At 72.4% G+C, this 26574-nt stretch carries 20 protein-coding genes, 1 tRNA gene and 3 pseudogenes; 19 read left to right on the forward strand and 5 right to left on the reverse strand.

All coding sequences use genetic code 11. From position 1 onward, the window contains the following. Positions 1-78: 78 nt before the first annotated feature. The 17 genes from steA (at position 79) to ACFOW4_RS03750 (ending at position 20167) form a co-directional block, all read left to right on the forward strand. Positions 79-1257, forward strand: a complete 1179-nt coding sequence (steA, locus tag ACFOW4_RS03670; RefSeq protein ID WP_377524398.1) for a putative cytokinetic ring protein SteA — start codon at positions 79-81, stop codon at positions 1255-1257. A gap of 27 nt (positions 1258-1284) precedes the next feature. After that, the gene (locus tag ACFOW4_RS03675) at positions 1285-2229 is read left to right on the forward strand and encodes a copper transporter (RefSeq protein WP_377524399.1); all 945 of its coding nucleotides are present in this window, start codon (positions 1285-1287) and stop codon (positions 2227-2229) included. Positions 2230-2350: 121 nt separating this feature from the next. Beyond that, positions 2351-3217, forward strand: coding sequence for a hypothetical protein (locus ACFOW4_RS03680; protein WP_377524401.1), 867 nt, complete (start codon positions 2351-2353; stop codon positions 3215-3217). A 1-nt stretch (position 3218) separates the two neighbouring features. Further along, on the forward strand, positions 3219-4919 hold the full coding sequence (murJ, locus tag ACFOW4_RS03685) for a murein biosynthesis integral membrane protein MurJ (RefSeq protein WP_377524402.1): 1701 nt from the start codon (positions 3219-3221) through the stop codon (positions 4917-4919). A gap of 31 nt (positions 4920-4950) precedes the next feature. Next, a complete protein-coding gene (locus ACFOW4_RS03690) occupies positions 4951-6117 on the forward strand; it encodes a glycosyltransferase family 4 protein (protein ID WP_377524405.1) in 1167 nt (388 codons plus the stop codon). Beyond that, entirely contained in the window at positions 6117-8609 is a 2493-nt protein-coding gene (locus ACFOW4_RS03695) for a hypothetical protein (protein WP_377524406.1), read from the forward strand. The genes ACFOW4_RS03690 and ACFOW4_RS03695 overlap by 1 nt, the downstream gene beginning before the upstream one ends. A gap of 159 nt (positions 8610-8768) precedes the next feature. Further along, positions 8769-10529 (forward strand): CTP synthase, encoded by a 1761-nt coding sequence (locus tag ACFOW4_RS03700; RefSeq protein ID WP_377524407.1) that lies wholly within the window; start codon positions 8769-8771, stop codon positions 10527-10529. Beyond that, a complete protein-coding gene (locus ACFOW4_RS03705) occupies positions 10526-11167 on the forward strand; it encodes an NUDIX domain-containing protein (RefSeq protein WP_377524409.1) in 642 nt (213 codons plus the stop codon). Before ACFOW4_RS03700 ends, ACFOW4_RS03705 begins: the two co-directional genes overlap by 4 nt. A gap of 356 nt (positions 11168-11523) precedes the next feature. Continuing rightward, a complete protein-coding gene (gene ald / locus ACFOW4_RS03710; protein WP_377524411.1) occupies positions 11524-12639 on the forward strand; it encodes an alanine dehydrogenase in 1116 nt (371 codons plus the stop codon). 11 nt (positions 12640-12650) lie between these two features. Next, positions 12651-13643, forward strand: coding sequence for a site-specific tyrosine recombinase XerD (locus tag ACFOW4_RS03715; RefSeq protein WP_377524440.1), 993 nt, complete (start codon positions 12651-12653; stop codon positions 13641-13643). A 179-nt stretch (positions 13644-13822) separates the two neighbouring features. Beyond that, positions 13823-14746 carry a ParA family protein gene (locus ACFOW4_RS03720; protein ID WP_377524412.1) on the forward strand — a complete coding sequence of 308 codons (924 nt, stop codon included), beginning with the start codon at positions 13823-13825 and terminating at the stop codon, positions 14744-14746. Positions 14747-14787: 41 nt separating this feature from the next. Further along, positions 14788-15921: a segregation and condensation protein A gene (locus ACFOW4_RS03725; RefSeq protein ID WP_377524414.1), complete on the forward strand. Its 1134-nt coding sequence runs from the start codon at positions 14788-14790 to the stop codon at positions 15919-15921. Beyond that, positions 15914-16858: an SMC-Scp complex subunit ScpB gene (gene scpB, locus ACFOW4_RS03730; RefSeq protein WP_377524416.1), complete on the forward strand. Its 945-nt coding sequence runs from the start codon at positions 15914-15916 to the stop codon at positions 16856-16858. Before ACFOW4_RS03725 ends, scpB begins: the two co-directional genes overlap by 8 nt. After that, a complete protein-coding gene (locus ACFOW4_RS03735; RefSeq protein WP_377524418.1) occupies positions 16845-17615 on the forward strand; it encodes a pseudouridine synthase in 771 nt (256 codons plus the stop codon). The genes scpB and ACFOW4_RS03735 overlap by 14 nt, the downstream gene beginning before the upstream one ends. A gap of 194 nt (positions 17616-17809) precedes the next feature. Beyond that, the gene (gene cmk / locus ACFOW4_RS03740) at positions 17810-18490 is read left to right on the forward strand and encodes a (d)CMP kinase (protein WP_377524420.1); all 681 of its coding nucleotides are present in this window, start codon (positions 17810-17812) and stop codon (positions 18488-18490) included. Then, complete coding sequence (gene der, locus ACFOW4_RS03745) at positions 18487-19890, forward strand: ribosome biogenesis GTPase Der (protein ID WP_377524421.1); 1404 nt, start codon at positions 18487-18489, stop codon at positions 19888-19890. Before cmk ends, der begins: the two co-directional genes overlap by 4 nt. 203 nt (positions 19891-20093) lie before the next feature. Continuing rightward, positions 20094-20167, forward strand: a tRNA-Pro gene (locus tag ACFOW4_RS03750). 75 nt (positions 20168-20242) lie between these two features. On the opposite strand, the pseudogene ACFOW4_RS03755 reads toward ACFOW4_RS03750, so the two are convergent. Beyond that, positions 20243-20480, reverse strand: a pseudogene (locus tag ACFOW4_RS03755) (site-specific integrase); the annotation flags it as partial. A 61-nt stretch (positions 20481-20541) separates the two neighbouring features. Between ACFOW4_RS03755 and ACFOW4_RS03760 the strand changes: the two are divergent. After that, positions 20542-21018, forward strand: coding sequence for a hypothetical protein (locus tag ACFOW4_RS03760; RefSeq protein WP_377524423.1), 477 nt, complete (start codon positions 20542-20544; stop codon positions 21016-21018). Positions 21019-21163: 145 nt separating this feature from the next. Here ACFOW4_RS03760 and ACFOW4_RS03765 read toward each other — a convergent pair whose 3' ends face one another. Then, positions 21164-21769, reverse strand: a complete 606-nt coding sequence (locus tag ACFOW4_RS03765) for a hypothetical protein (RefSeq protein ID WP_377524424.1) — start codon at positions 21767-21769, stop codon at positions 21164-21166. Between the two features lie 62 nt (positions 21770-21831). Here ACFOW4_RS03765 and ACFOW4_RS03770 point away from each other — a divergent pair. Then, positions 21832-22233 (forward strand): annotated as a pseudogene (locus tag ACFOW4_RS03770) (transposase); the annotation flags it as partial. A 138-nt stretch (positions 22234-22371) separates the two neighbouring features. Here the strand turns inward: ACFOW4_RS03770 and ACFOW4_RS03775 are convergent. From ACFOW4_RS03775 to ACFOW4_RS03785, 3 genes and pseudogenes are all read right to left on the reverse strand, one after another. Continuing rightward, on the reverse strand, positions 22372-23556 hold the full coding sequence (locus ACFOW4_RS03775; protein ID WP_377524426.1) for a low temperature requirement protein A: 1185 nt from the start codon (positions 23554-23556) through the stop codon (positions 22372-22374). 632 nt (positions 23557-24188) lie between these two features. Then, positions 24189-24551 (reverse strand): annotated as a pseudogene (locus tag ACFOW4_RS03780) (transposase); the annotation flags it as partial. Between the two features lie 626 nt (positions 24552-25177). After that, the gene (locus ACFOW4_RS03785) at positions 25178-26065 is read right to left on the reverse strand and encodes a S1 family peptidase (RefSeq protein WP_377524427.1); all 888 of its coding nucleotides are present in this window, start codon (positions 26063-26065) and stop codon (positions 25178-25180) included. Positions 26066-26574: the final 509 nt, after the last annotated feature.

Genomic DNA, 26574 nt, shown 5'->3' on the forward strand with positions numbered 1-26574 from the left:
GTGTGCTTCCCTGGGTAGGCGGCCCTGCTCAGGCATGTCGCGACAGAAAAGCCTGCCTCACATGCCAGGATGGTCACGATGCGTCTACCCACGTTGCGCCGGCCCCGAAACACGGAGCCGGGCAGAGTCCTCGGCACCGCGCGCCTCGATCGCCGCACGAAGCGGCTGGTCGGCCGGCTCCGCCCCGGTGACATCGCGATCATCGACCACGTCGACCTGGACCGGGTCGCAGCCGACTCGCTGGTCGCCGTCGGCGTCGCCGCGGTGCTCAACGCCAAGCCCTCGGTCTCCGGCCGCTACCCCAACCTCGGCCCGGAGGTGCTGGTCGCCGCCGGCATCCCGCTCCTGGACGACCTGGGGGAGGGGGTGTTCGAGCAGATCCGCGAGGGCGACTCCGTGCGGATCGAGGGCAACACGGTCTTCGTCGGTGAGGAGCCGGTTGCCCACGGCAACCTCCAGGACGCCGAGACGGTCGCGAAGGCGATGGCGGATGCCCGGGAGGGGCTGTCGGTTCAGTTGGAGGCGTTCGCCGCCAACACCATGGACTACCTGCGCCAGGAGCGCGACCTGCTGCTCGACGGCGTGGGCGTGCCGGAGATCCAGACCCAGATGCAGGGTCGGCACTGCCTGATCGTGGTCCGTGGCTACGACTACAAGGCCGACCTGGACGTGCTGCGCCCGTACATCCGGGAGTTCAAGCCGGTGCTGATCGGGGTCGACGGCGGCGCGGACGCGCTGGTCGAGGCGGGCTACACCCCCGACATGATCATCGGCGACATGGATTCGGTCACCGACGACGTGCTGCGCTGCGGCGCCGAGGTGATCGTGCACGCGTATCCCGACGGGCGGGCACCGGGGCTGCCCCGGGTCAACGGCCTCGGCGTCCCGGCGGTGACCTTCCCGGCGGCGGCGACCAGCGAGGATCTGGCCATGCTGCTGGCCGACGAGAAGGGCGCCTCGCTGCTGGTCGCGGTCGGCACCCACGCCACGCTTGTCGAGTTCCTCGACAAGGGCCGCGGCGGGATGGCCTCGACGTTCCTGACCCGGTTGAAGGTCGGCGGCAAGCTGGTCGACGCCAAGGGCGTGAGCCGGCTCTACCGGCAGAGCATCTCCGGTTCGTCACTGCTGCTGCTGGTGCTCTCGGCGATCGCGGCGATGGCCTCGGCGGTGGCCGTCTCCACCGTCGGTAAGGCGTACCTGGGCGTGGTCGCCGAATGGTGGGACAATTTCGTGTTCCAGCTGTACCGGCTCTTCTAGCCCCCGACCGATCAAGAGGCTGCAAGCGTGATCAACTTCCGCTACCACGTGGTGTCCCTCACCGCGGTCTTTCTGGCGCTGGCGATCGGCCTGGTGGTTGGCACGGCCGCTCTCAACGGCCCGGTCGCCGACTCGCTCAAGGAGCAGGTCACCGCGCTGCGCAAGGACAACCAGCAGATGCGCCAGACGGTCAACAACATGGAGAAGCAGCTGGGGCTGGAGGAGGAGTTCGCCGAGGAGATGTCCCAGGTCGTCCTCCCGGGCACCCTCGCCGGGCGTCGCGTGCTGGTGCTCAGCCTGCCCAACGGGCGTGATCACACCGAGGGCGTGCTCAAGAAGCTCCAGCTGGGCGGGGCGACCATCACCGGCCGGGTCGACCTGCAGGACAAGTTCATCAACCCGGACAACAACACCAACCTGATGGAGTTGGCCGTCACCGCCGCCCGGCCGACCGCGCCCGCGTCCGGGCTGCCCGGCAACGGGCACGGCGTGGAGACCTCCAGCGCCCTGCTGGCCAGCGTGTTGCTGGACCGGGCGCAGGGCACCACCCCGGTCAGCGACGCCGACCGGCGCGCGGTGCTCGCCGCGTACAACAACGCCGGCTACCTCACCACCGACGACAACAAGGTCACCGGGTCGGCCGAGGCGGTCGTCGTGGTCAGCGGGCAGCCGTACGTCGACAAGGACTCCGCCAAGCGGGACGAGTCGGTGGTCAAGATCGCCGAGCAGTTCGACCGGACCGGAGCGATCGTGGTCGGCGGCAACGGCTCCGCCGGCGGCAACGTGGTGGCCGTGGTCCGCGGCGACGCGGTGCTGTCCCAGACCATCTCCACGGTCGACAACGCCAACACCGTGCAGGGTCAGGTGGTCACCAGCCTCGCCCTGATGCAGCAGCTCACCCAGAAGAAGGCGGGCCAGTACGGCGTCGGCGACAACGCTACCTCCGGCCTGTTGCCTAGACTGCCCCAGTGAGCCAACGACGTACCCCCGTGTCCGGGCCCGACGAGGCGGCGCGTGAGCGAGCGCAGCGGGCGAACATGAGGCACAGCAGGGCGGCGTCCTGCGCCGCTGCCGAGCGAAACGAGATGGTGGCGTGAGGGGGCTCGGCCGGCTGCTGATCGCCGGCGCCGGCGCCGCGGCCGCCCGGTACGCGCTGCGCGAGGTGCGTACCGCCCCGGTCGGACCCGCGCTGGAGCGCACCAACTTCCGCGGCCGCACGGTCACCCTGGCCGCCGGGCCCGCACTCGCCGCCGGGGCGGCCGCCGTCGGCGCGTTCGGCGCCACCAGTGCCGCCTCCGGCGGTGCCGCGCTGGTCGCCGGCCTCGGCGCCGGTGGGATCGGCCTCTACGACGACGTGGTCGGGGCGCGACCGGAGCAGAAGACAGCGAAGGGCTTCGCCGGGCACCTGGCCGCGCTGCGCGAGGGGCGAATCACCGCCGGGATGGTCAAGGTCGTCGGGGTGGGCGCCGCCGGCCTCGGCGCCGCCGCGCTGCTCGCCGCCGACCCGCGGGTCGCCGCGCACCGCCGCCGCCAAGGCCGCGGCGCGTTCAGCCGCGGCGTCGACGTGCTGCTCGGCGCCGGGGTGATCGCCGGCACGGCCAACCTGCTCAACCTGCTGGACCTGCGTCCCGGTCGGGCGTTGAAGTCCGGTCTGCTGCTCGGCGCGCCGCTGATGGGCGGCGCGCACGGCGGCATCGCCTCCGGCGCGGTCGGCGCCGCCGCCGGCCTGCTCCCCGCCGACCTGGGCGAGGAGGTGATGCTCGGCGACAGCGGCGCGAACGCGCTCGGCGCGCTGCTCGGCGTCGCGCTCGCCGCCCGTACCGGCCCGTTGGGTCGGGCCGGTCTGCTCGCCGCGCTCGCCGGCCTCACCGCCGCCAGCGAGAAGGTCAGCTTCACGGCGGTGATCCAGCGGACTCCGGGGTTGCGGGAGCTCGACGCACTGGGCCGGCGCGCCGACTGACGTGAGCGGACCGGCACCCCTCGCCGGCGCCGGCCGGGTGGCCGGGGCAGCCGCGCTCATCGCCGTGCTCACCGTGCTCAGCCGGCTGGCCGGCTTCGGCCGTACCGCCGTGTTCACCTGGGTGGTCCAGCAGAGCGACCTCGGCGGCATGTACGTCATCGCCAACACCGTGCCGAACATCGTCTTCGAGATCGTCGCGGGCGGCGCGCTGGCCAGCCTCGTCGTGCCGTTGCTGGCCGGTGCGGTCGCGGCCGGAGACCGGCGGGCGGTGGCGGCCACCACCGGGGCGCTGCTGACCTGGACGGTGAGCCTGCTGGTGCCCCTCGCCGTGCTCGTCGCGGTGTTCGCCGACCCGGTGATGTCGCTCATCAGCGAGAATCGGTCCGCGGCGGAACTCGCCGCCGGCGCTCGGATGCTGCGGGTCTTCGCCCCGCAACTGCCGCTGTACGGCATCGGCATCGTGCTCACCGGCGTGCTCCAGGCGCACCGCCGCTTCGCCTGGCCGGTGATCGCCCCGCTGCTGTCCAGCCTCACCGTGATCGTCGTCTACCTCGCCTTCGGCGCCGGTCAGGGGCGCGGGGCGAGTGTGGCCCAGGTCAGCCGCGGCGGCGAACTGGTCCTGTCCGCCGGCACCACACTCGGCGTCGTCGTGCTGTCCCTGTCGCTGCTGATCCCACTGCGCCGGCTCGGGCTGCGGCTGCGACCGGGGTACGCGTTCCCGGCCGACGCCCGCGCCCGGGTCAGCGGGCTCGCGGCGGCCGGTGCGGTGACCGTCGCGGCCCAGCAGGTCGCGCTCCTGGTGATCCTGAACCGGGTCTCCGGCGGCCCCACCGGCTCTCCGCAGGTGTTCAACCTGGCCCAGACCATCTTCCTGCTGCCGTGGGCGGTGCTGGCGGTGCCGCTGGCGGTGGCTTCCTACCCGACGCTCGCCACCGCCTCGGCCGCCGGCGACGACGAGGGCTACCGGCGGACCCTGTCCACGACGGTGCGCAGTGTGCTGCTGTTCAGCTGCCTGGGCGCCGCGGCGCTGATCGGCACCGCGCAACCCGTCGCCGCCCTCTTCTATCCGGACAATCCGTCGTCCACCGCCGCCGCGATCATCGGCTTCGCGCCGGGCCTGCTCGGCTACGGGTTGTTCGCGGTGCTCTCCCGTGCCCTGTACGCCCGGGGCGACACCCGGCCGGCGACGGTGGCGATCACCGTCGGCTGGCTGGTGGTGCCGGCGGTGGCGCTGCCGTTGGCGGCCCTGCTTGCACCCGCCGACCGGGTGCTGGCGGCCACCGTGGCCAACTCGGTGGGCATGCTGGTGCTCGGAGCGCTGCTCATCGTGGCGGTGCTCCGCTCGGCCGGGCGTCCGGCGCTCGCCGGTGCGGCCCGTGCCGGGGTGGCCGGGGGGCTGGCGGCAGTGGTCGCCGCGCTCGCCGGGTTGGGGTTGGTCCGGTGGCTCGACACGCCGGGCGGCGGCACCCCGACGACGGCCGGGGCGCTCGGTCAGGGCATGCTGTCCGGGGTTCTGATCGGGGTCGTGTTCCTCGTCGTGGTCTGGTTCGTCGACCGGCGGGACGTACGGCCGCTGCTCGCCGGGGTGCTGCGCCGCCTGGGTCGGGCGGGCCGGCGGGGGCCGCGGGAGGGTGCCGGTGGGTCGGCGCCGGGCGCGGTCGGGCCGGAGCGGGGCGACGGAAAGGAGACGGTGCGCGGGTGAGTGCCAGAAGCGGTGACCGGCGGTGGTCACGGTGACGGAGCCCTCCCTGGCCGGCGGCTGGTCGGGCACCGTCGCGTTGCTGCTCGCCTCGAGCACCGGCGGGGTCGGTCAGCATGTCCGGTCGGTGGCCCGCGGCCTCGCCGCGGCGGGCGCCCACGTGCTGGTCTGCGGCCCGGCGGCGACGCAGGAACAGTTCGACTTCACCGGCGTCGGCGCCCGGTTCGAGCCGGTGGAGATCCCGGCCAGTCCCACGCCCGCCGACGGGCGCGCGGTGCTCGCCGTGCGCCGGGCGCTGGCCGCCGCACGGGTCGACGTGGTGCACGCGCACGGCCTGCGCGCCGGGCTGGTCGCCGTGCTCGCCCGCCCGACCGCCCCTCTGGTCGTCACCTGGCACAACGCCGTGCTCTCCGGTGGGCTGCGTGGCAGCGTGTCCCGGCTGGCCGAGCGGATGGTGGCGCGCGGCGCGAGGGTGGCGCTCGGCGCCTCGGCCGATCTCGTCGACCGGGCCACGGCCCTGGGCGCGGCCGACGCCCGGCTCGCCCCGGTCGCCGCGCCCACGCTGCCCGCCCCGCGCCGCCGCCCGGCGGCGGTGCGGGCCGAGTTCAACGTCGGTCCGGGTCAGCCGCTGATCGTCTCGGTCGGTCGGCTGCACCCGCAGAAGCGCTACGACGTGCTGGTCGACGCCGCCGCGCGCTGGCGTACCCGCACCCCACCACCGGTGGTGGTGATCGCCGGCAGTGGCCCGGCGTACCTGCCGTTGGCGGCCCGGATTTCCGCGGCCCGCGCCCCGGTGACCCTGCTCGGGCACCGTACCGACGTGGCGGACCTGCTCGCCGGCGCCGACCTGGCGGTGGTCACCAGCGACTGGGAGGCCCGCCAGCTCTTCGCGCAGGAGGCGCTGCGGGCCGGCGTACCGCTGGTGGCGACCGCGGTCGGCGGGCTGCCGGAGCTGGTCGGCGACGCCGCCGCGCTGGTGCCCGCCGGTGACGTCGACGCGGTCGACGCGGCGGTGCGGGCCCTGCTCGACGACGCGGACGCCCGCGCCGAGCTGGGCCGGCGCGGCGCGCAACGCGCTGCGAGCTGGCCCACCGAGGCGGACACCGTCGCCGCGCTGGCCGCCCTCTACGCCGAACTGGCCCCCGACGCCACCGGTCCGGCGTCTCCCGACGCCGGCGCGCCGACGACGGGACACCGGTGATGCTGCGTCGACTCGCCCCCGCCCTGCTGACCCTGCTCGTGGTGGCCCTGGGCATCGCCGCGCTGGCCGCCCGCCCACCCCGGGGCACCCCGCAGCGCAGCGCCGACTTCGTGGTGGTGGTCGGGGTGGCGGGACTGCGCTGGGAGGACGTCGATGAGCAGAGCACCCCGACGCTGTGGCGGATGGCGCAGCAGGGGTCGATCGGCTCGCTGTCGGTGCGCTCGGCGCACCGGCCCACCTGCCCGGTGGACGGCTGGCTGACGCTGGGCGCGGGCAGCTTCGCGGCCTGGAACGGCAGCCGGGTGGCCGGTGGTTGCCCCCCGTCCGGTGTGGCGGTGGAGCAGCCCGACGGCATCGGGGCGAATTTGCCCGATCAGGAGAGCGTGGTCCAGTACAACCAGGAGCGGCTGTCCTGGGGCAGCGTGCCCGGTTCGCTGTCGGAGTCGGTGCGCTGCTCGGTCGCGGTGGGGCCGGGCGCCGCGGTGGCCGCGGCCCGTCCGTTCGGTCGGGTGGACCGGTACGCCCCGGCGCTGCCGGCCGACCCGCGCGGGCTGCTCGGCTCGTGCGTGTTGAGCATCGTCGACCTGGGCACGGTCGACGGCACCGACCGCGCGGCCCGGGCCGAGGCGGCCCGCGCCGCGGACGCCCAGCTGGCCCGGGTGCTGGCCGCCCGACCGCCCCGGTCGCTGGTGCTGGTCGCGGGGATCTCCGACACCGCCGCGCCGACCCGGCTGCACGTGGCCGTCGCCGACGGGCCGGGCTGGGAGCGGGGTTGGCTGACCTCGGCCAGCACCGGTCGGGACGGCTACCTGCAACTGGTCGATCTGGCGCCGACCGCGCTCGCCGCGCTCGGCCGGCCGGTGCCCGAGCGGCTCTTCCTCGGCCGTCCCGCCGTCGCGGTCGGCGGTCGTCCGGCCGACCTGGCCGCGGCGATCGCCCAGCCGGTGGACGCCGACCGGGAGGCGGGCGCCCAGCGCAGCGTGTCCGGCGGATTCTTCACCCTCCTGGCCGCCGTGCAGGTGCTGCTGGCCATCCTGGTCCTGCCGCTGCTGCGCCGGGCGCGTCGTCAGGCCGGGCCGAACGGGCCGGCGCCGGTGCCCCGGCGGATCGTGGCGGGGGTGGAGCTGCTGCTGGTCGCGGCCGCGCTGACCGTGCCGGCGGCGTTGCTCGCCGACGCGGTGCCCTGGTGGCGCGCCGGGAACCCCGGTTGGATCTTCGTGGCGGTCACGGCGCTGCTGGTCGCGGCCGGCACGGCGCTGGTCCGGTTCGCTCCCGGGCACGCCAGCACCCTCGGCCCACTGGGCGCCGTCGCCGGCCTGGCCGCGCTGGCCGTGGGCCTGGACGTGCTCACCGGCGCTCGACTGCAGCTCAACGGGGTGGTCGGCTACTCGGCGTTGCAGGGCGGCCGGTACGCCGGCCTGGGTACCGTCGGGCTGGGGGTGTTCCTCGCCGGCGCGTTGTTGAGCGCGGGCTGGCTCGCCCAGCGGGTGCGCCGCGGCTGGCGGCCGATGGTGATGGTGGCCGTCGGCGGCGTCGCGGTGGTGGTGGTCGGCAGCCCGTACCTGGGCGCCGACCCGGTCGGCGCGATCGCGCTGACCGCCGGCCTGAGCGTGGCCGCCGCGATCAGCGCCGGCGGCTGGCTGACCGTGAGCCGGCTGGCCTGGGCGACGATGGCCGGGCTGGCGGTCACCATCGGCTTCGCGGTGGTGGACGTGCGCCGCCCGGCCGGGGAGCGGGGGAGCCTGGGCCGGTTCCTCGCCGCGCTCGGTGACGGCAGCAGCGGGCTCACCCTGCACCGGTCCAGCACCGCCAACTTCGACACGCTGGTGAACAGCCCGCTGACGGTGCTGGCGCTGACCGGCGCGTTGCTGGTCTGGTTCGCCCTGTTGCAGCCGTGGGGCGGGCTGATGCGGCTGTTCGGCATCTACCCGGCGATCCGGGCGGCGATGGCGGGCACCGCGGTCGCCGCGGTGCTCGGGGGCGTACTGGACAGCGCGGCGCTGGACGTGGCCGGTGCCGCCGCGGCCCTGGTGGTGCCGATGGCAGCGCTGGCCTCGCTGCGGGTGCTCGACCACGCCGCCGACCGGACCCGTCCGAGCGGTCGGTCCCGCGACGACGGCCCGGACTCCGCCGACGACGGCTCCTCGGGGCACGGTGGCGCCGGGCCGGCCGGCGGGGGCGACGGCCCGAGCGGCGGTGGGCCGCACGGCGCCGACAACCCGCACCCGGCTGCCCCCGGCCCGCCGGTGGCGGATCCGTCGGCGTCGACCGGCGCGGCGGCGGACGCGCCCGTGGCACCGATGAGCCCGCCCGCGGCGGAGCCGCCCGCGCGGCGGTCGGGCGCGGCGGACCCGCCCGCCGAGGCGTCGGACGCGGGCGGGGCGGACCCGTCCGCCGCAGCGTCGGACGCCGTGCGGCCCGGCCCGCCCACCGCGCCCGCCGGGGCGCCCCGGCAGGTCAGCCGGGCATCGACCGAGGTGGCGGCCTCCTGACCCGCGGCCGGCGCCGACCGGCCGGTCAGGCGGCCGACCTCGGGTGCGGGCTGCGGAGCACCCCCGGGTAGGTGTTACCGTGGAATCCCGTGGATCGCGATCAGTTGCTGATCGGCACGGCGGTCTGCACGACCGCGACGGACGACACGGGAGCAGGCGTTGGCCCCTTCAGCACGGACGACCAGGCACATCTTCGTCACCGGGGGCGTCGCCTCCTCGCTGGGTAAGGGCCTCACCGCCTCCAGCCTCGGCAACCTGCTGACCGCGCGCGGTTTGCGCGTGGTGATGCAGAAGCTCGACCCCTACCTCAACGTCGACCCGGGGACGATGAACCCGTTCCAGCACGGCGAGGTCTTCGTCACCGAGGACGGCGCCGAGACCGACCTCGACGTCGGGCACTACGAGCGGTTCCTCGACCGGGCGCTGTCCGGCAAGGCGAACGTCACCACCGGGCAGATCTACTCCGAGGTGATCGCCAAGGAGCGGCGCGGCGAGTACCTGGGCGACACCGTCCAGGTCATCCCGCACATCACCAACGAGATCAAGTCGCGGATCCTGGCGATGGCCGACCCGGACGACGACGGCCACGTGCCGGACGTGGTGATCACCGAGGTCGGCGGCACGGTCGGCGACATCGAGTCGCTGCCGTTCCTGGAGGCGATCCGCCAGGTGCGTCACGACCTGGGCCGGGACAACTGCTTCTACCTGCACGTCTCGCTGGTTCCGTACCTGGCGCCGTCGGGGGAGCTGAAGACCAAGCCGACCCAGCACTCGGTGGCGCAACTGCGCAGCATCGGCATCCAGCCGGACGCCCTGGTGCTGCGCTGCGACCGGGAGATCCCGGAGAAGGTCAAGGAGAAGCTCTCGCTCTACTGCGACGTGGACCGGGAGGCCGTGACCGCCGCCCCGGACGCGCCGAGCATCTACGACATCCCGAAGGTGCTGCACCGCGAGGGGCTGGACGCGTACGTGGTGCGCCGGCTCGGCCTCTCCTTCCGCGACGTGGACTGGACCAGCTGGGACGACCTGCTGGAGCGGGTGCACCGGCCCCGGCACACGGTCACCGTCGCGGTGGTCGGCAAGTACGTCGACCTGCCCGACGCGTACCTGTCGGTGAGCGAGGCGATCCGCGCGGCGGGCTTCGGCCACCGGGCCCGGGTGCAGCTGCGCTGGGTGCCCAGCGACGAGTGCGTCACCCCGGCCGGAGCCGCGGCGGCCCTGGCCGGCGTGGACGGCATCGTCATCCCCGGTGGCTTCGGGGTACGCGGCATCGAGGGCAAGATCGGCACCGCCCGGTACGCCCGGGAGAACGGCATTCCGCTGCTCGGGCTCTGCCTCGGCCTGCAGTGCATGACCATCGAGGTGGCCCGGCACCTGGCCGGCCTCGACGGCGCCAACTCGCTGGAGTTCGACGAGCAGGCCGCGCACCCGGTCATCGCCACGATGGCCGACCAGGAGGACATCGTCGCCGGCAAGGGCGACCTGGGCGGCACCATGCGGCTCGGGGCGTACGCGGCGACGCTGACCGAGGGCTCGATCGTCGCCGAGGCGTACGGCAGCACCGAGGTCAGCGAGCGGCACCGGCACCGCTACGAGGTGAACAACGCCTACCGGGACGCGCTGACCAAGGCCGGCCTGCACATCTCGGGCACCTCGCCGGACGGGCGGTTGGTCGAGTTCGTCGAGCTGGACCGGGGTCTGCACCCGTACTTCGTGGCCACCCAGGCGCACCCGGAGCTGAAGAGCCGTCCCACCCGCCCGCACCCGCTGTTCGCCTCGTTCGTCAAGGCCGCGGTGGCGTACTCGCAGGCCGACCAGTTGCCGGTCGACCTGGACGCCGCGACGGAGGCCGGGGAGTCCCGCACGGCGCGCAAGGCCGCCCGCAACGGTGCCGCGGCGAAGGCCTCGTCGGCGTCGTGAGCGAGCGGACCACGGGGCACAGCAGCGCGGCGCGTAGCGCCGTCGAGCACCGCTACGAGGTGCGCTCCCGCGAGGAGCGGTACCGGGGTCCGATCTTCGGCGTGGTCACCGAGCAGGTGACCATGCCGGGCGGCGGGACCGCGGCGCGCGACATGGTGCGGCATGTCGGCGCGGTGGCGGTGGTGGCGCTGGACGACGCCGGCCAGGTGGTGCTGATCCGCCAGTACCGGCACCCGGTGGGGCGGCACCTGTGGGAGCTGCCCGCCGGTCTGACCGACGTCACCGGCGAGGATCTGCCGGCCGCGGCGACGCGGGAGCTGGCCGAGGAGGTCGACCTCACCGCAGGGCGGATCGACGTCCTGGTCGACCTGCACAGCTCGCCTGGTTTCACCAATGAGCTGGTCCGGGTGTTCCTGGCCCGCGACCTGACCGAGGTGCCGGCCGAGCAGCGTCACGAGCGCCGCGACGAGGAGGCTGACCTGCAGGTCGTCCGGATCGACCTGGACGAGGCGGTCGGCATGGTGCTCAACGGCGAGATCACCAACGCCTCCGCGGTGGCTGGCCTGCTGGCTGCCGCGCGGGCCCGGGACACCGGGTGGTCCGCGCTGCGCCGGGCGGACGCGCCGCTGCCGGGCTGAGGATCCCCGGCGACGCCGGGAGTACGCGCGAAACGGGGCCCCGCGGCATGCCGCAGGGTCCCGTTTCGTGTCCGTGCCGGCGCGACTCGGACGCGCAGCGTGAGCGCCACTTGGCTGGTGGGACGATAATGGACGAAGTATGTCCTGACGGCTGAGGCGCCGTCCCACCGCCCGCCGGGCCGCTGCCCTGACACTCCGTCAGGACACCCCGGCACCGGATGTCACTGTGCTGGCTTCCGGCGGGGTCGGGCCCGCCTAGACTGCCGCCGGCGGGACCGGTGGACCGCGATGGCAAAGGGGCCGTCGTGGCACCGAGCAGTCGGGGGTGAGCAGCCCCGAAGAGAGGTGTCTGCATCGTGAAGGTCGGAATCCCACGCGAGGTCAAGAACCACGAGTACCGCGTGGCGATCACGCCGGCGGGCGTCAACGAGTTCACCCGCAGCGGTCACCAGGTCTTCGTCGAGTCCGGCGCCGGCGTCGGCTCCAGCATCAGCGACGAGGAGTTCGCCGCGGCGGGCGCCAAGATCCTGCCCACCGCCGACGAGGTGTGGGAGACCGCGGAGCTGGTGCTCAAGGTCAAGGAGCCGATCGCCGAGGAGTACCACCGGATGCGCGAGGGGCAGGTGCTCTTCACCTACCTGCACCTGGCCGCCTCCAAGGAGTGCACCGACGCCCTGGTCGACCGCAAGGTCACCGGCATCGCGTACGAGACCGTCGAGCTGCCCGACCGGTCGCTGCCGTTGCTGGCCCCGATGTCCGAGGTGGCCGGCCGGCTCGCTCCGCAGGTCGGCGCGTACCAGCTGCAGCGGCAGGGTGGCGGGCGCGGCATCCTGATGGGTGGCGTCTCCGGCGTCTACGCGGCCAAGACCGTGGTCATCGGCGCCGGCGTGTCCGGCATGAACGCCGCCGCCATCGCGCTGGGTCTGCAGGCCGAGGTGCTGCTGCTGGACAAGAACGTCGGGCGGCTGCGCCAGGCCGACGCCATCTACCGCGGCCACCTGCAGACCGTCGCCTCCAACGCGTACGAGATCGAGCGTGCCGTGCTCGACGCGGACCTGGTCATCGGCGCGGTGCTGGTGCCCGGGGCCAAGGCCCCGATGCTGATCTCCAACGAGCTGGTCTCCCGGATGAAGCCGGGCAGCGTGCTGGTGGACATCTCCATCGACCAGGGCGGCTGCTTCGAGGACTCGCGGCCCACCACGCACGCCGACCCGACGTACAAGGTCCACGAGTCGATCTTCTACTGCGTGGCGAACATGCCCGGCGCGGTGCCGCACACCAGCACCTACGCGCTGACCAACGTCACCCTGCCGTACGCGCTGGAGCTGGCCAACCACGGCTGGCGCGAGGCGCTGCGCCGCGACCAGGCCCTCGCCCTGGGCCTGAACACCCACGACGGTCAGGTCACCTACGGCCCGGTCGCCGAGGCGCACGGCATGGACGTGCTGCCGCTGGCCGACGCGCTGGCCTGAACGGCGGCGGGCTGACCGGCAACCCGGACGGGGCCGGCACGGGCGAGCAGCCCGCGCCGGCCCTGCGCCGTGCCGTACGCGGCTACCTCGACCATCTCACCGTCGAGCGCGGCCTGTCGCCGAACACCCTGGCCTCGTACCGCCGCGACCTGGACCGCTACCTGGCGACACTGGTCGCGGCCGGCGTCGGCGACCTCGCGTCGGTCGACGCCGGCGTCGTCGAGTCGCACCTGGCCCGGCTGCGCGCCGGCGACGACGTGCACGCCCCGCTGGCCGTGTCGTCGGCCGCCCGGGCCGCCAGCGCGGTGCGCGGCCTGCACCGTTTCGCGCTGCGCGAGGGGCTGGCCGGCGCCGACCCCAGCCGCGATGTCCGCCCACCGACCCCGCCGCGCCGGCTGCCCCGGGCACTGCCGGTCGAGGACGTGGTCCGGCTGCTGGAGACCGCCGGCCCGGTCACCGCCACCGGCGAGGGCGCGTCGCTGGCGCTGCGCGACCGGGCGCTGCTGGAGTTCCTGTACGGCACCGGCGCGCGGATCTCCGAGGCGGTCGGCGCCGCCGTGGACGACGTCGACGCCGACGAGGGCACGGTGCTGCTGCGCGGCAAGGGCGGCCGGGTACGGCTGGTGCCCGTCGGCGGGTACGCCGTCGAGGCGCTGCGGGCGTACCTGGTCCGGGCCCGGCCCGGGCTGGCTGCCGCCGGTCGCGGCACCCCGGCGGTCTTCCTCAACGCGCGCGGCGGCGCGCTGACCCGTCAGGGTGCCTGGGCCATCCTGCGCCGGGCCGCCGGGCGGGCCGGCCTGCCGGTCGACGGGCCGGCCGCGGTGTCCCCGCACACCCTGCGGCACTCCTACGCCACTCACCTGCTCGACGGGGGCGCCGACGTGCGGGTGGTCCAGGAGTTGCTCGGCCACGCCTCGGTGACGACCACCCAGGTGTACACACTGGTCACCGTGGAGCGGCTGCGCGAGGTGTACGCCACCGCCCACCCGCGGGCCCGGGGCTGACCGGGCGCCGCTGTCGCCCCGACACGCCGGGCCGGTAGCGGACCCCCTGCTGGTCGGTGGCGTACAGTCGGCATCGGCGCGGACCTCCTGGGGCGATTCGACCGGGGTGCGCAGCGGCGCCGCGTAGGACGTCGGACGGCTCCGACGCCGGGTGGTCGTCGGGAGGGGGCAACGAGGACATGGCTGGCAACGGTGACCGTGCCGAGACCTGGACGTCGGAGCTCCGCGAGCAGCAGGCCACGCTCGGCGCGGACCTGGGTCCGGCGGATCCGGCCGCCTACACGATGCGCAAGCCCATCCCCGAGCCGATGCCCACCGATCGGCACGGGCCGGCCCGGATCATCGCGATGGCCAACCAGAAGGGTGGCGTCGGCAAGACCACCACCACCATCAACCTGGGTGCCGCGCTGGCCGAGTACGGTCGCAAGGTGCTGCTGGTCGACTTCGACCCGCAGGGCGCGCTCTCGGTGGGGCTGGGGGTCAACCCGCACAACCTCGACCTGTCCGTCTACAACCTGCTCATGCAGGATGACGTGACCGCCGAGGACGTCCTCATCAAGACCGACGTGGCGGGGCTGCACCTGCTGCCGGCCAACATCGACCTCTCCGCCGCCGAGATCCAGCTGGTCAACGAGGTCGCCCGGGAGATGGCCCTGGCCCGGGTGCTGCGCTCGGTGCGCAAGGAGTACGACTACATCCTGATCGACTGCCAGCCCTCACTGGGCCTGCTGGCGATCAACGCGCTGACCGTCGCGCACGGCGTGCTCATCCCGCTGGAGTGCGAGTTCTTCAGCCTGCGCGGTGTGGCGCTGCTGCTGGACACCATCGACAAGGTGCGCGAGCGGCTCAACTTCGACCTGGAGCTCGAGGGCATCCTCGCCACCATGTACGACAGCCGCACCACGCACTGCCGTCAGGTGCTCCAGCGGGTGGTGGAGGCGTTCGGCGACAAGGTCTACCAGACGGTGATCACCAAGACGGTGAAGTTCCCCGAGTCCACGGTGGCCGGTGCCCCGATCACCACCATGGACCCGTCGTCCTCCGGGGCGCGCAACTACCGTCAGCTGGCCCGCGAGGTGATCGCCGCCCAGTCGGAGCGGTAGCCGGAACGCCGGGTGCCCGCCGCGTGGACTACGGTCGTCCGGTGACCGCGCCACCCCTCGACCCGCCCGCCGGGCCGCACGAGGCCGCCACCCCGGCGGTGGCAGCCGAGCTGGCCGCCGAGGTCGACGGCGTGCTGCCGGCCGGGGGAGCCCCCGAGGTCAGCGGCTTCACCGTCCGGCTGGCCAACTTCACCGGCCCGTTCGACCTGCTGCTGCAACTGATCGGCAAGCACAAACTCGACGTCACCGAGGTGGCCCTGCACAAGGTCACCGACGAGTTCATCGCCTACATCCGGGCCATGGGCGACCAGTGGGACCTGGACGAGGCCAGCGAGTTCCTGCTGATCGCCGCCACCCTGCTCGACCTGAAGGCGGCCCGGCTGCTGCCCGCCGCCGAGGTGGAGGACGAGGCGGACCTCGCCCTGCTGGAGGCGCGCGACCTGCTCTTCGCCCGGCTGTTGCAGTACAAGGCGTACAAGGAGGCGGCGGCGCACATCGCCGAGCTGGAGGCGGTCGGTGGTCGGCGCTACCCGCGCGCGGTCAGCCTGGAGCCCCGGTACGCCGAGGCGCTGCCCGACCTGGTGCTCGGCATCGGCCCGCAGCGGCTGCTGAAGCTGGCCGTGCGGGCGATGACCCCGAAGCCCGTGCCGGAGGTCTCCATCGCCCACGTGCACATGGTCCGGGTCAGCGTCCGCGAGCACGCGGCCATCCTCGCCGGGCGGCTGCGCCGGGCCGGCACCGCCACCTTCTCCCTGCTCTGCGCCGACTGCGAGGCCACCCTCGAGGTGGTGGCCCGGTTCCTCGCGCTGCTGGAGCTGTACCGGGAGGGCCTGGTGGCCTTCGTGCAGGAGCAGGCCCTCGAAGAGCTGACCGTGCGCTGGACCGGCCCCGCCGACGGCGACACCGAGCTGCACGTCGACGAGTACGCCGGCACCCCCGCCGACCCGGAACCAGCGCTTCCCGCAGCCCTGGCAGGTGAGACCGCGGCGCAAGCGCCGACTGCACCGCCGCCCGGCGGCGTGCCGGAGGCCGAAGCCTTTTCGGAGGGTGTGCCCGCACGGGCCGAGGGAACGTCGCCGGCGGTCGGGGCCGGGCCGGAGGCAGGGACCGCCTCGGTGGGGGAGACCGAGGTTACGCACGCGGGTGGGACGACGGAGGGTGAACGGGATGAGTGACGAGGAACGCCGGGACTCCCTGGCCGATCAGGCCGCCGCCTGGGTCCCCCCGTGGGACCGCCCCCGCCCGCCGGCCTCCGAAGCCCCGCAGCCTGCCGACGTCCCGCCCGCCCCCGAGGTGCCGCCGCCTGCCGAGGTGCCGCCCGCTGACGAAGTCCCGCCCGCCCTCGCAGGGCCGTCACCAGCCGAAGCAGATCTTGGAACGAAACGGCCCCCGGAGGGGCCGGAACTTGCCAAGATCTCGCCGGAGCCGGAGCCGGAGCCGGAGCCGGAGCCGGAGCCGGCTGGGGATCAGGTTGGCGCGGGGGAAGCGGGCGCTGCCGACGTACACCAGAGGCGGGCTGCGGGGCGACGGCGGGCGCCGGTCGTGCCGGAGCCCGCCCCGGAGCTGTCCGACGCCGAACTACGCGGCGCGCTGGAGGCTATCCTGCTGGTGGTGGACGAGCCCGTCAGCGAGCTGGTCCTGGCCCAGGTGCTGGAGCAGCCGGCCGAGCGCGTCGGGTCGATGCTCGACGAGATCGCCGCCGGCTACACGACCGCCGGGCACGGGTTCGAGCTGCGCCGGGCGGCCGGCGGCTGGCGGTTGTACACGCGGCCGGAATACGCGACATACGTCGAGCGGTTCGTGCTGGACGGGCAGTCCGTGCGGCTGACCCAGGCGGCGCTGGAGACCCTGGCCGTGGTCGCCTACAAGCAACCGGTGACCCGATCGCGCATCTCGGCCATCCGGGGTGTGAACTGCGATGGGGTGATCCGTACGCTGGTCACCCGCGGCCTGGTCGAGGAGTGCGGCACCGAACCGGACAGCGGGGCGTTCCTCTACCGGACCACCACGCTGTTTCTGGAGAAGCTCGGGCTGAACACCGTCGACGAGCTGCCGCCACTCGCCCCTTTCCTGCCCGACGACGTAGAAGAGCTTGCCGATGCCACGCGATGACCGTTCCCCGAAACCCGACGCCCCCGTCTACGAGGGTGCCGAGCGCCTGCAGAAGGTGCTCGCCGCCGCCGGCGTGGGTTCCCGGCGTGCCTGCGAGGACCTGATCTTCCGCCGCCGGGTCACGGTCAACGGCCGGGTCGCCCAGCTCGGCGACAAGGTCGACCCGGCCACCGCCGTCATCCACGTGGACGGCGAGCGGCTGGTCGCCGACGTCCGGCTGGTCTACCTGGCGCTGAACAAGCCGCGCGGGGTGGTCTCCACCATGGCCGACGAGAAGGGGCGCACCGCGCTCGCCGACTTCATCGGCAACCGGGTCGAGCAGCGCGTCTACCACGTGGGGCGGCTCGACGCGGACAGCGAGGGCCTGCTGCTGCTCACCAACGACGGCACGCTGGCGCACAAGATGATGCACCCGTCGTACGGGCTCACCAAGACGTACCTCTGCGAGGTCGCCGGGCCGATCCCCCGCAACCTCGGCAAGCGGCTGATGACCGGGGTGGAGCTGGAGGACGGGCCCGCCAAGGTCGACTCGTTCCGGGTGGTGGACACCCTGGGCAGGACCGCCCAGGTGGAGCTGAGCCTGCACGAGGGGCGCAAGCACATCGTCCGGCGGCTGCTGGACGAGGTCGGCCACCCAGTGTCCCGGCTGGTGCGTACCTCGATCGGGCCGATCCGGCTCGGTGACCTGCGCCCGGGGCGTACCCGCCGACTCACCAACGCCGAGGTCGCCGCCCTGTTCCACGCCGTGGGTGACTGACCCCCGAGTTCGGGGTACGGCTGCCGGTAGGCTCCGCAACGGTCCGGGCGCGGCCGCGCGGGTGGCGCGCGTCGCGGCAAGCGGCGCCGCGCGCGGTGCGCGGCGCGCCCCGGGCATGATTGATGACGATGGGCACACCGCTTGCGGCGCCGGAAACCCGGCGATCCGCGAGGTACGGGCTGAGGAGGACGACGGTGGAGGAAAACGTACGGGCCGGGCGCTGCGTGGTCGCTGTGGACGGGCCGTCCGGATCGGGTAAGTCCACCGTCTCCCGGCGGCTCGCCACCGGCATCGGTGCCCGCTACCTGGACACCGGGGCGATGTACCGGGCCATCACCTGGGCGGTGCTGCGCTCCGGGGTCGACCTGACCGACGTCGAGTCGGTAGCTAAGGTCGCCGGCGAGGTGGACCTGCGCATCGGCACCGACCCGCAGGGGTACGCCGTGACCGCCGACGGCGTGAGCGTGGACGCCGAGATCCGTGGCCCGGAGGTCACCGGCGCGGTCTCCGCCGTCGCCGCGGTGCCGGCGGTGCGCGCGCTGCTGGTCGCCCGGCAGCGCGAAATGATCGCCAACGCCGGCCGGATGGTGGTCGAGGGCCGCGACATCGGCTCCGTGGTGGCACCGGACGCCGACCTGAAGGTCTTCCTGACCGCCTCCGAGGCGGCCCGGGCGGCCCGGCGCAGCGCCGAGGACGCCGCCGACGTGGCGGCCACCGCCGCCGACCTGGCCCGCCGGGACAGGCTCGATTCGACCCGCAAGGTCAACCCGCTGGCCCAGGCCGCGGACGCGGTGGTGCTGGACACCACCGAGCTGGGCATCGACGAGGTCGTGGCCCGCCTGCGCGACCTGCTCACGGAACGGGGAGTGGCATGAGCGAGGGTGGCGGTTGGGTGGAGCTGCGTGAGCCCGACGTCGAGGTCGAGGAGCAGGCCGGCCCGCAGCCGGTGGTGGCCGTGGTCGGCCGCCCCAACGTGGGCAAGTCGACGCTGGTCAACCGGATCATCGGCCGTCGACAGGCGGTCGTCGAGGACGTCCCCGGGGTGACCCGGGACCGGGTGCCGTACGACGCGCAGTGGAACGGCCGGGCGTTCACCGTGGTGGACACCGGCGGCTGGGAGCCCGACGCGAAGGACCGGGCGGCGGCGATCGCGGCGCAGGCCGAGACGGCGGTGGTCACCGCCGACGTGGTGCTCTTCGTGGTCGACGCCATGGTGGGCCCCACCGACGTGGACGAGGCCGCGGTGAAGATGCTGCGGCGCAGCGCCAAGCCGGTGATCCTGGTGGGGAACAAGGCCGACAACACGGCCATCGAGATGGAGGCGACCTCGCTCTGGTCGCTCGGCCTGGGCGAGCCGTACCCGGTGTCGGCGCTGCACGGGCGGGGCTCCGGTGAGCTGCTGGACGCCATCCTGGACGCGCTGCCGGAGGCACCGCCGATCCAGGAGAACCGGCCGCGCGGGCCGCGCCGGGTGGCGCTGGTCGGGCGGCCGAACGTGGGCAAGTCCAGCCTGCTCAACCGGTTCTCCGGCGAGGAGCGGGCGGTCGTCGACTCGGTCGCCGGCACCACCGTCGACCCGGTCGACAGCCTCGTCGAGATCGGCGGTGAGACCTGGCAGCTAGTGGACACCGCCGGGCTGCGCAAGCGGGTCGGCAAGGCCAGCGGCACCGAGTACTACGCCAGCCTGCGGACCGCCGGAGCGATCGAGGCCGCCGAGGTGGCCGTCGTGCTGCTGGACTCCAGCGAGCCGATCAGCGAGCAGGACCAGCGGATCCTGTCCATGGTGACCGAGTCCGGTCGGGCGCTGGTCATCGCGTTCAACAAGTGGGACCTGGTCGACGCCGACCGCCGGTACTACCTGGACAAGGAGATCGAACGGGAGCTGCGCCGCATCCCCTGGGCGATCCGGCTGAACCTGTCCGCGATGACGGGCCGGGCCGTGGACAAGCTGGCGCCGGCGCTGCGCAAGGCGCTGGCCAGCTGGGAGCTGCGGGTCCCGACGGCGCAGCTCAACCAGTGGCTCACCGCGCTGGTGCAGGCCACCCCGCACCCGGTGCGCGGCGGGCGGGCGCCGCGGATCCTCTTCGCCACCCAGGCCGGGGTGGCGCCGCCGCGGTTCGTGCTCTTCACCACCGGCCCGCTGGACGCCGGCTACCAGCGCTTCGTTGAGCGCAAGCTCCGCGAGGAGTTCGGATACGAGGGCAGCCCGATCGAGATCTCGGTCCGCCCCCGCAAGAAGCTCGGCCCGGGCGGTAGGGGCAAGGCGCACGGCTGATCGCGTACGTCTGAATGCCGGATGGGCCCCTCCCGCCCATCCGGCATTTCTCTGCCCTCATGCCCCTCCCTATCCTCCTAGGAAGCTGTAGGGGTTGTGGGGTGGTTCGGGGGAGTGGCGACCCGGGTGGGGCCTGTGCGGACGGCGGGCGGGTGCTGCGCTAAGCTGTACCGGCTGTCGCGGGGGAAACCGCGCGGGGGCATCGGGACGTGGCGCAGCTTGGTAGCGCACTTGACTGGGGGTCAAGGGGTCGTCGGTTCGAATCCGGCCGTCCCGACGCAGGTCAAAGGCCATTTGGAATCCTCCAGATGGCCTTTTCTGATCTTGCACAGCAGTGAAGTACAGCAACGGCTCATTGATCGAGGCTCTCGCCGAGTCTCCATAGAGCCTCGCGGGTGCCCTTGGACGAGACCTGGCTGTAGATCTCCATCGTGATCGAGAAGTCCGCGTGCCGCAGGATCGCCATGGCGATCCGGGGATGCACGTCCAGGTCCGACCAGCAGGGAACTGCAGGTACGTCGGGCGTCGTGGACCGTGATCTTCGGAACGCCCGCGCTGGCGATGCGGCTGTCGTAGGAGCGGTTGAAGTTCCCGGTCGTTGGCTGTGCCGGGCAGACTGGTGGGCGCTGTTGCTGCTGAGGGAGGAGCCGGTTGAGCAAGACGGTTGCGGTAATCCTGGACGACGATCACTGGTTCTGGGCGTATGACGTCAGCCTCGCGATCTTGGCGGTTGAGGTGCTGCACGTCGCCGAGGCCGCCGAGTTGGCCAGCGAACCGTGGTGGGACGGCCTTCGCCGCGACCTCAGCATGGCAGTCATCGCACAGGGAAGCCTAGGGCTTGAAGTCCCGGCTGACTTGACCGGCCGACAGCGAAAACAACTGCTGGAACTGTTCGCGAGGGCGGCTCAACGACTGAGAGCACGTCGCCACATCACGGTCGCAGAGGCAGCCGAGCACTACGTCGTCGAACAACAAGCCGTGTTCCTTCGCGGCGCATCGTCTGTCGATACATCTCTCGTGGCTGACCTCGCTGTAGCCGTCTTCAACCTCATTCGGGGTGATCTACCACCGCCGCCGCCCGGCACCACGGCGTGGTTCTACGGAGACGGTCCTCCTCGCGGGATGTGATCCCAAGGAGCAGAGCTTCTAGCCGAGCCTGTCACCCAGGTCCCGAGCTGATCTGTCATGCAGGTCGTGAGACCCGACACTGCTACCTGCCCGGTGTCCTACTCGGATGATGCGTGACACCTTGGCTTCACTTGATGGGCGACACTTAGAGCAGCGCATTTCCCAGAGTCCAATCTCCAGGGATGAGACGGTAGATCCGCCGCAGATCGTCGGCCGTCCGGCCCCGGACGAACAGCCACGCCCACTCGCCTGGCCCGTCCAGGCGCAGCAACTGCCCGGGCGCGGAGAACCAACAAACCGGCGCCGCCGGTTCAGACCACATCGGGTACTCAGGAAAGTTCACCCGCTGGTAGTTCGCCTCAACCACGCTGATCAGCTCGGCCGGTAGTTCGGCTGCGTTCTCCAGGTACTCCGAACCGAACAACACCTCGGTGAGCACCGTCTCCACGCAGGCCAGCGAGACACGGTCCAAGAATGGCTGCCACCCCTCCCCGTGCTCCATGACCACTGGGGGATCCAGCTCAGCGATGTCGGCCAGTGGTATGCCCCACGAGGCCACGCTTTGGTTCTCGTCCCGGAAAACCAGCACCTCACCGCTCTCGTCGACCTGAAGGACGCGTGGCGGCAACAACCGGTCCTCGTTCCTTGTCAGGTCATCGCGCCGGCCGAACAGCAGGTACGCCTCGCGCAACGCCGCTGGAAGCTCGAATCCCAGCGCCTGTTCCGCATCACGCAGCTCTTTCGTGGTCAACCCCGTCACCGTCACGCAAGGGCCTGGTCCACTCAGCCGCAAAGGCCCGGATGAAGCGCCAGGCCTTCGCAGGCATCGGTCGACTCGTCGGCGCCCGGGTTCTCGCTGAGATCGGTGATGACCGATCGCGCTTCGCTGACGCGAAAGCCATCAAATCCTATGCCGGATCAGCCCCAGTCACCCGGGCATCCGGCAAGAGCGTGATCGTCATGCACCGGAGGATCAAGAACCAGCGCCTCGCCTCCGCCGGCTACCACTGGGCCTTCTCTGCGCTGACCGCCTCGCCCGGCGCCCGAGCTCACTACCAGCGCCGACGAACCGCCGGTGACAACCACAACGCAGCACTACGCAACCTGTTCAACCGCCTCCTTCGCTGTCTGCACCGCTGCCTTACAACCGATCGGCGATACCGTGAAAACGTTGCGTTTCCCGGCCCTCAGCAGCCGCTGGCAACCGTCGCTTGACACCAAACAGCGTGACGCCCGCGAACAGCCCTGAATGTGACGATGAGTGAAACGAGCGCGGCTCCACAAAGTGGCATGGCATCGACGCGGCAAACCTTCCATCCGCCGTCGATGCCGCGCTCTTGCTTGGGGCGGCGGTCAGCCGGGCGGCGACGGGACCTCCGGTGGCTTGCCCGCCGCGTTGCGCCAGTCCAGCAGGGCGATGAGCAGCAGCACTGCGGCGGCGGTGGCCGCGGTGGCCAGCGGCGACACCTGCCCCATCAGCGGGGCCGCCGCGGCCAGCAGGGCGACGCCGACGATCCTGCGCCGCGAGACTCGGGCGAACACCAGATGCTCCAGGCGAGCCCGGCCGACGAGGAACAGTGCCGGCCCGCCCAGGATTGTCGCCAGCCACGATGGGTGTGTCACCTGGGTGTGGCTGTGCTGCACGATCCCGTGTCCGATTGCGGTGGTGACGATGCCCAGCACCATCACCGCATGCGCGAACGCGACTCGTCGACCCCACTGCGCGGGATCGCCTGCCGCGTCGAGGGCCTTGGGCAGCAGCTCACCGGCCTTTTGGAAGTACACCCGCCACAGCAGCGTCGTGGTGGCGAAAGCGATCACCAGGCCAGCAGTCTCGTAGGGGCCGTGCGGGTGGGTGCTATAGCTGACGCCGACGGCGAGGATGGTCTCACCGAGGGCGATCATCAACAGCTGTGCGTTGCGGTCCGCCAGGTGGTGCCCGGCGACCTGCCAGATGGTGTTCCGATGCCGACCCAGCCCGGGCGCTGGCCAGCCCAACCTCGCCGATCCCAGATCCACCACCGCCGCAACCGCCCACCACACCAGCTGGGCGGCGCCGCCGGCCAGCCCGCCGCCTACCCAAAACACCCCGGCCAGGCATGACCACGCCGTTACCCGCCAGTACAACCGGCGCAACCGGTGCGACCCCAGACCCAGCGAGATCACGGCCGGGCGCGCCACCCGCACCGTCACGAACACCACCGCGAACACCAGACCTTCACCGGCGAACGCCCCCGGCACAGCCGTCCCCATGATCATCATGGCGAAGGTGCTGAACAGCAGCATCACTTGGGTGCCCGCGCGGTGTGGCTCGAACCGGCCGGTTAGGTACGCGGTGGTAGTCCACAGGTACATCACCGGTATGAACAGCAACAGCGTCCGGCCGGCATTGCCCCACCGCCGCGCCGGGTCGTCGCTGAGGAAACCGGGCAACGACTCCGCGACCACACGGTCGAGCGCGAACACCACCGCCAGATCGAAGAACAGCTCCACGAACGTCGCCTGCTGCATGCTGCCGTTCCGCCGCAGCAAACCCACCGCCCGACCCGCGGCCCGCCGTCGCCTCGCAACCCGGCTGCCCATTTGACCCATTCAACTGCCCGGCATGCCCGAACAGACCCGATACCGCCAAGTCAACCGCGGCGGCCCGCGACTGCAGGCGACGCCTTGAGCGCGAGCATCACCCGTGCACACCAGGCACCAGGCTGAGCCAGTGTGGCGGCGGGATTTGAACCCGCGGGGGCGTATGGCTTGCTAATGGCGCGTGCTACCGACTCTTCGGGGGGGTCCAGCTCGACCTTAATCCGGTGCCCGTTGCGCTCTCCGTTCCGTGTGATGAAGTCACCCTCGGGCTAACAGAGCCGGAGTACGCCGAGGTCCTTCACGTCGCAGGCCGCGATCTTGCCAGGGGCCTGGTCATCACGGCCATAGGGGAGGGCTTGTACGGCTCCTCGGTTTTCACCCGCCTGGTCGCTGTGATCTCTCTGCTGCTGGCAATGGGTCTGGAGTCGGCCGACGAGGTTGACATCTGGGCAAGCTGGGACAGAGCGTGGCCTGAACCGCCCCGTAAGGCGTGAGTAGCCGCCATTGCGCGAACGCGAGCTGTGACGTAGCGGCTCTGCGCCGGCAGTTGCCGGACGGCCGAACCTGCAGCGGTCCGCATCTAGCTAGAGCCGGTCGACATCAGCGCTGGTGGCGTCGACGCCGGACCACCACAGCCAGACCGGCTTCGGGGTCGGACCGCTGGGCAGGTGCCCAACCTCCAAACGGATGACAGTTCCCTCGATGACCGGCAGCATCTTCGCCGAGTCGATCCAGGCGGATCGGTGGGTCAACCGTGGGTGCAACCGGTCCCAGGCTCGGGCCCACGCCGTGCCGTAGAGACGGGTGTCGGCAACGGTGGCCGCGTCCGGCTCACCCCACGTGGCCGGATCACCGAAGACGAACTCGCCGCCGTGCCTGCGCGGTCGGCCGATCGTCCCGGGCTGCCGGGGCGGCACTGCCCGGCGGAGTACCCGGTCTGAGCGCATCCGCCAAGAAGATCATCGACCAAGGGCTGTTTCCGTGCTCGGTCGGGGTCCCAACAGGACCCTCGGGGTTAAAGATCAAGCTAGCGGCCACGAACGGCGTGCCGCCCAACCCGCTGACCGACAACGCGAAGGTGCAGCCGTCGCCGCATGCTACGGGCAAGGCTTCCAAACAGGCGGCGGAGTTGGCTGAGGCGAAGGGCGCCTCCTCCCCGTCGCCGTCGCTGGTCGGCCTGTGCCGCACGTTCAGGGCTGGCGCTGGCGACAACCCGGGCAAGGCCCTGGACAACCCCCTTTCACGGCGCTGATCACCGCCGCCGGGACCAAGGAGGAGGTGGCTGCGTACTGCGACACTCTGCTCCCGCGGACGAGCACCGAGCCTGCCCCGCCGGCCCGGCCGAACGAGGTTCGCCCGTCCCGGACTGCCGGCAAGCCGGACAACATTCCCACGACCGTTTCCAGCAAGCCGGCTGGTGGCGGCCGCCCGACCACCGTTCCGGCTGACCGCCCCAGCTCCTGATCATCAATGCCGGAGCGGCTCCAGGTCGTCGAGACGACCGACCGAGGCAGCCAGTGACGGCAAAGGGGCTCCCGGCCATGGCCGGGAGCCCTCTGCGTGGCTTGCTGTCGTATCAGTAGACGGCCACGCCGTACGCGTTGGCCGCTTCGCGTACGGGCTGATAGAAGGTGGTGCCGCCGGACCGGCAGTCGCCGCTGCCGCCGGAGGTGATGCCGAGCGCCTTGGAGCCGTCGTAGAGCGGGCCGCCGGAGTCGCCGGGCTCGGCGCACACGGTGGTCTGGATCATGCCCTTCACGGTGCCGCCGCCTTTGCCGACGTACCGGACCGAGACGTTGAGCGCGGTGACGGTTCCGCTGTGGGTGCCGGTGGTGGATCCGGTGCGCTTGACCGGTTCTCCGATGTAGGCGTCGGCGACGGTGAATCCGCCGGGGTGGGTGAGGGAGGTGTTGTCGTAGCGAACCAGCGCGTAGTCGTTGCCCGGGTAGCTGGATCCGACGGTCGGGCCGATGAGCGAGGTCTGACTGGAGTTGGTGTACCAGGTGTTGGCCACGTCTCCGCAGTGCCCGGCGGTGAGGAAGTAGTAGGTGCTGCCGCTGACGACGTTGAAGCCGAGCGAGCAACGGTAGCCGCCGCCGTAGATGGCGTCACCAGAGGACCCCAGCGGGGCGAAAACGCCCGAGGCGCGCTCGACTCGGATCGCACCGGCCTTGTCGCCGGCGCTCTGCCTGATCTTCGCGATCTCCGCCCGGGAAACGCTGCTGTCGGCCGTCACGACGACGCGGCCGGACGTCGCGTCCACGTGCCAGGCGATGCCCTCGACTGCCGACCGCTCCACCGCGTGGGTGACCTGAGCGAGCTGATTGGCGCCGTAGTCCTGAGGGGCCGCCGAAGCGGCGGCCGGCTGGGTGAAGGCGGCGGTGGCGACCAAGCCGACGGCCAGAGCGAGAATTCGGGCGGATCGGGCGACGTGACTGCGGGATGGGCTGCGCTTGATCCTCACTGTCTCCTCCTCAGGAGCGATGGGCCAGACTTGTGGTGGCCCCGTGAGTTGGAGGACGTGTCGCCGGGCCGGTCGATAACGCCCTCCTGACACACTTCCGTCAGTATCGGCACGCATCAATCATTTAACAAGATGCGATCGATACAAATAAGCGCGTGGTCGTGGGTCCGGCATGCTGGGGCACGGGCGAAGCTGAAGCGGGTGTCGGCCATCCGGACACCGACCCGGACCTACGCGCCGAGTCGGTCCGCCGGCTCGGCCGGCTTCCGCACGATCGAGAGTGGTGCGGCTGCGGTCCCGGGACCAGATCGGCGCCCCGCCCGCGCGGCGTGCTGATCGGGAAGAATTCCGTTGGGCGCGCATCGCAGGAAGAAGCCCCCGACCAGCCGGATTGGCGAGGTCAGGGGCTTCTTCGTATCCGTCCGGGGGCTTGAACGGCCGTGGAGAGCCGGGTGGAGGCCGTCGGTCGGCGGAACTGGTGACCCGGCGTGGCCGGGAGAGATCGCCCC

It is taken from the genome of Micromonospora sp. GCM10011542 (assembly GCF_042650685.1).
Lineage (GTDB): Bacteria > Actinomycetota > Actinomycetes > Mycobacteriales > Micromonosporaceae > Micromonospora.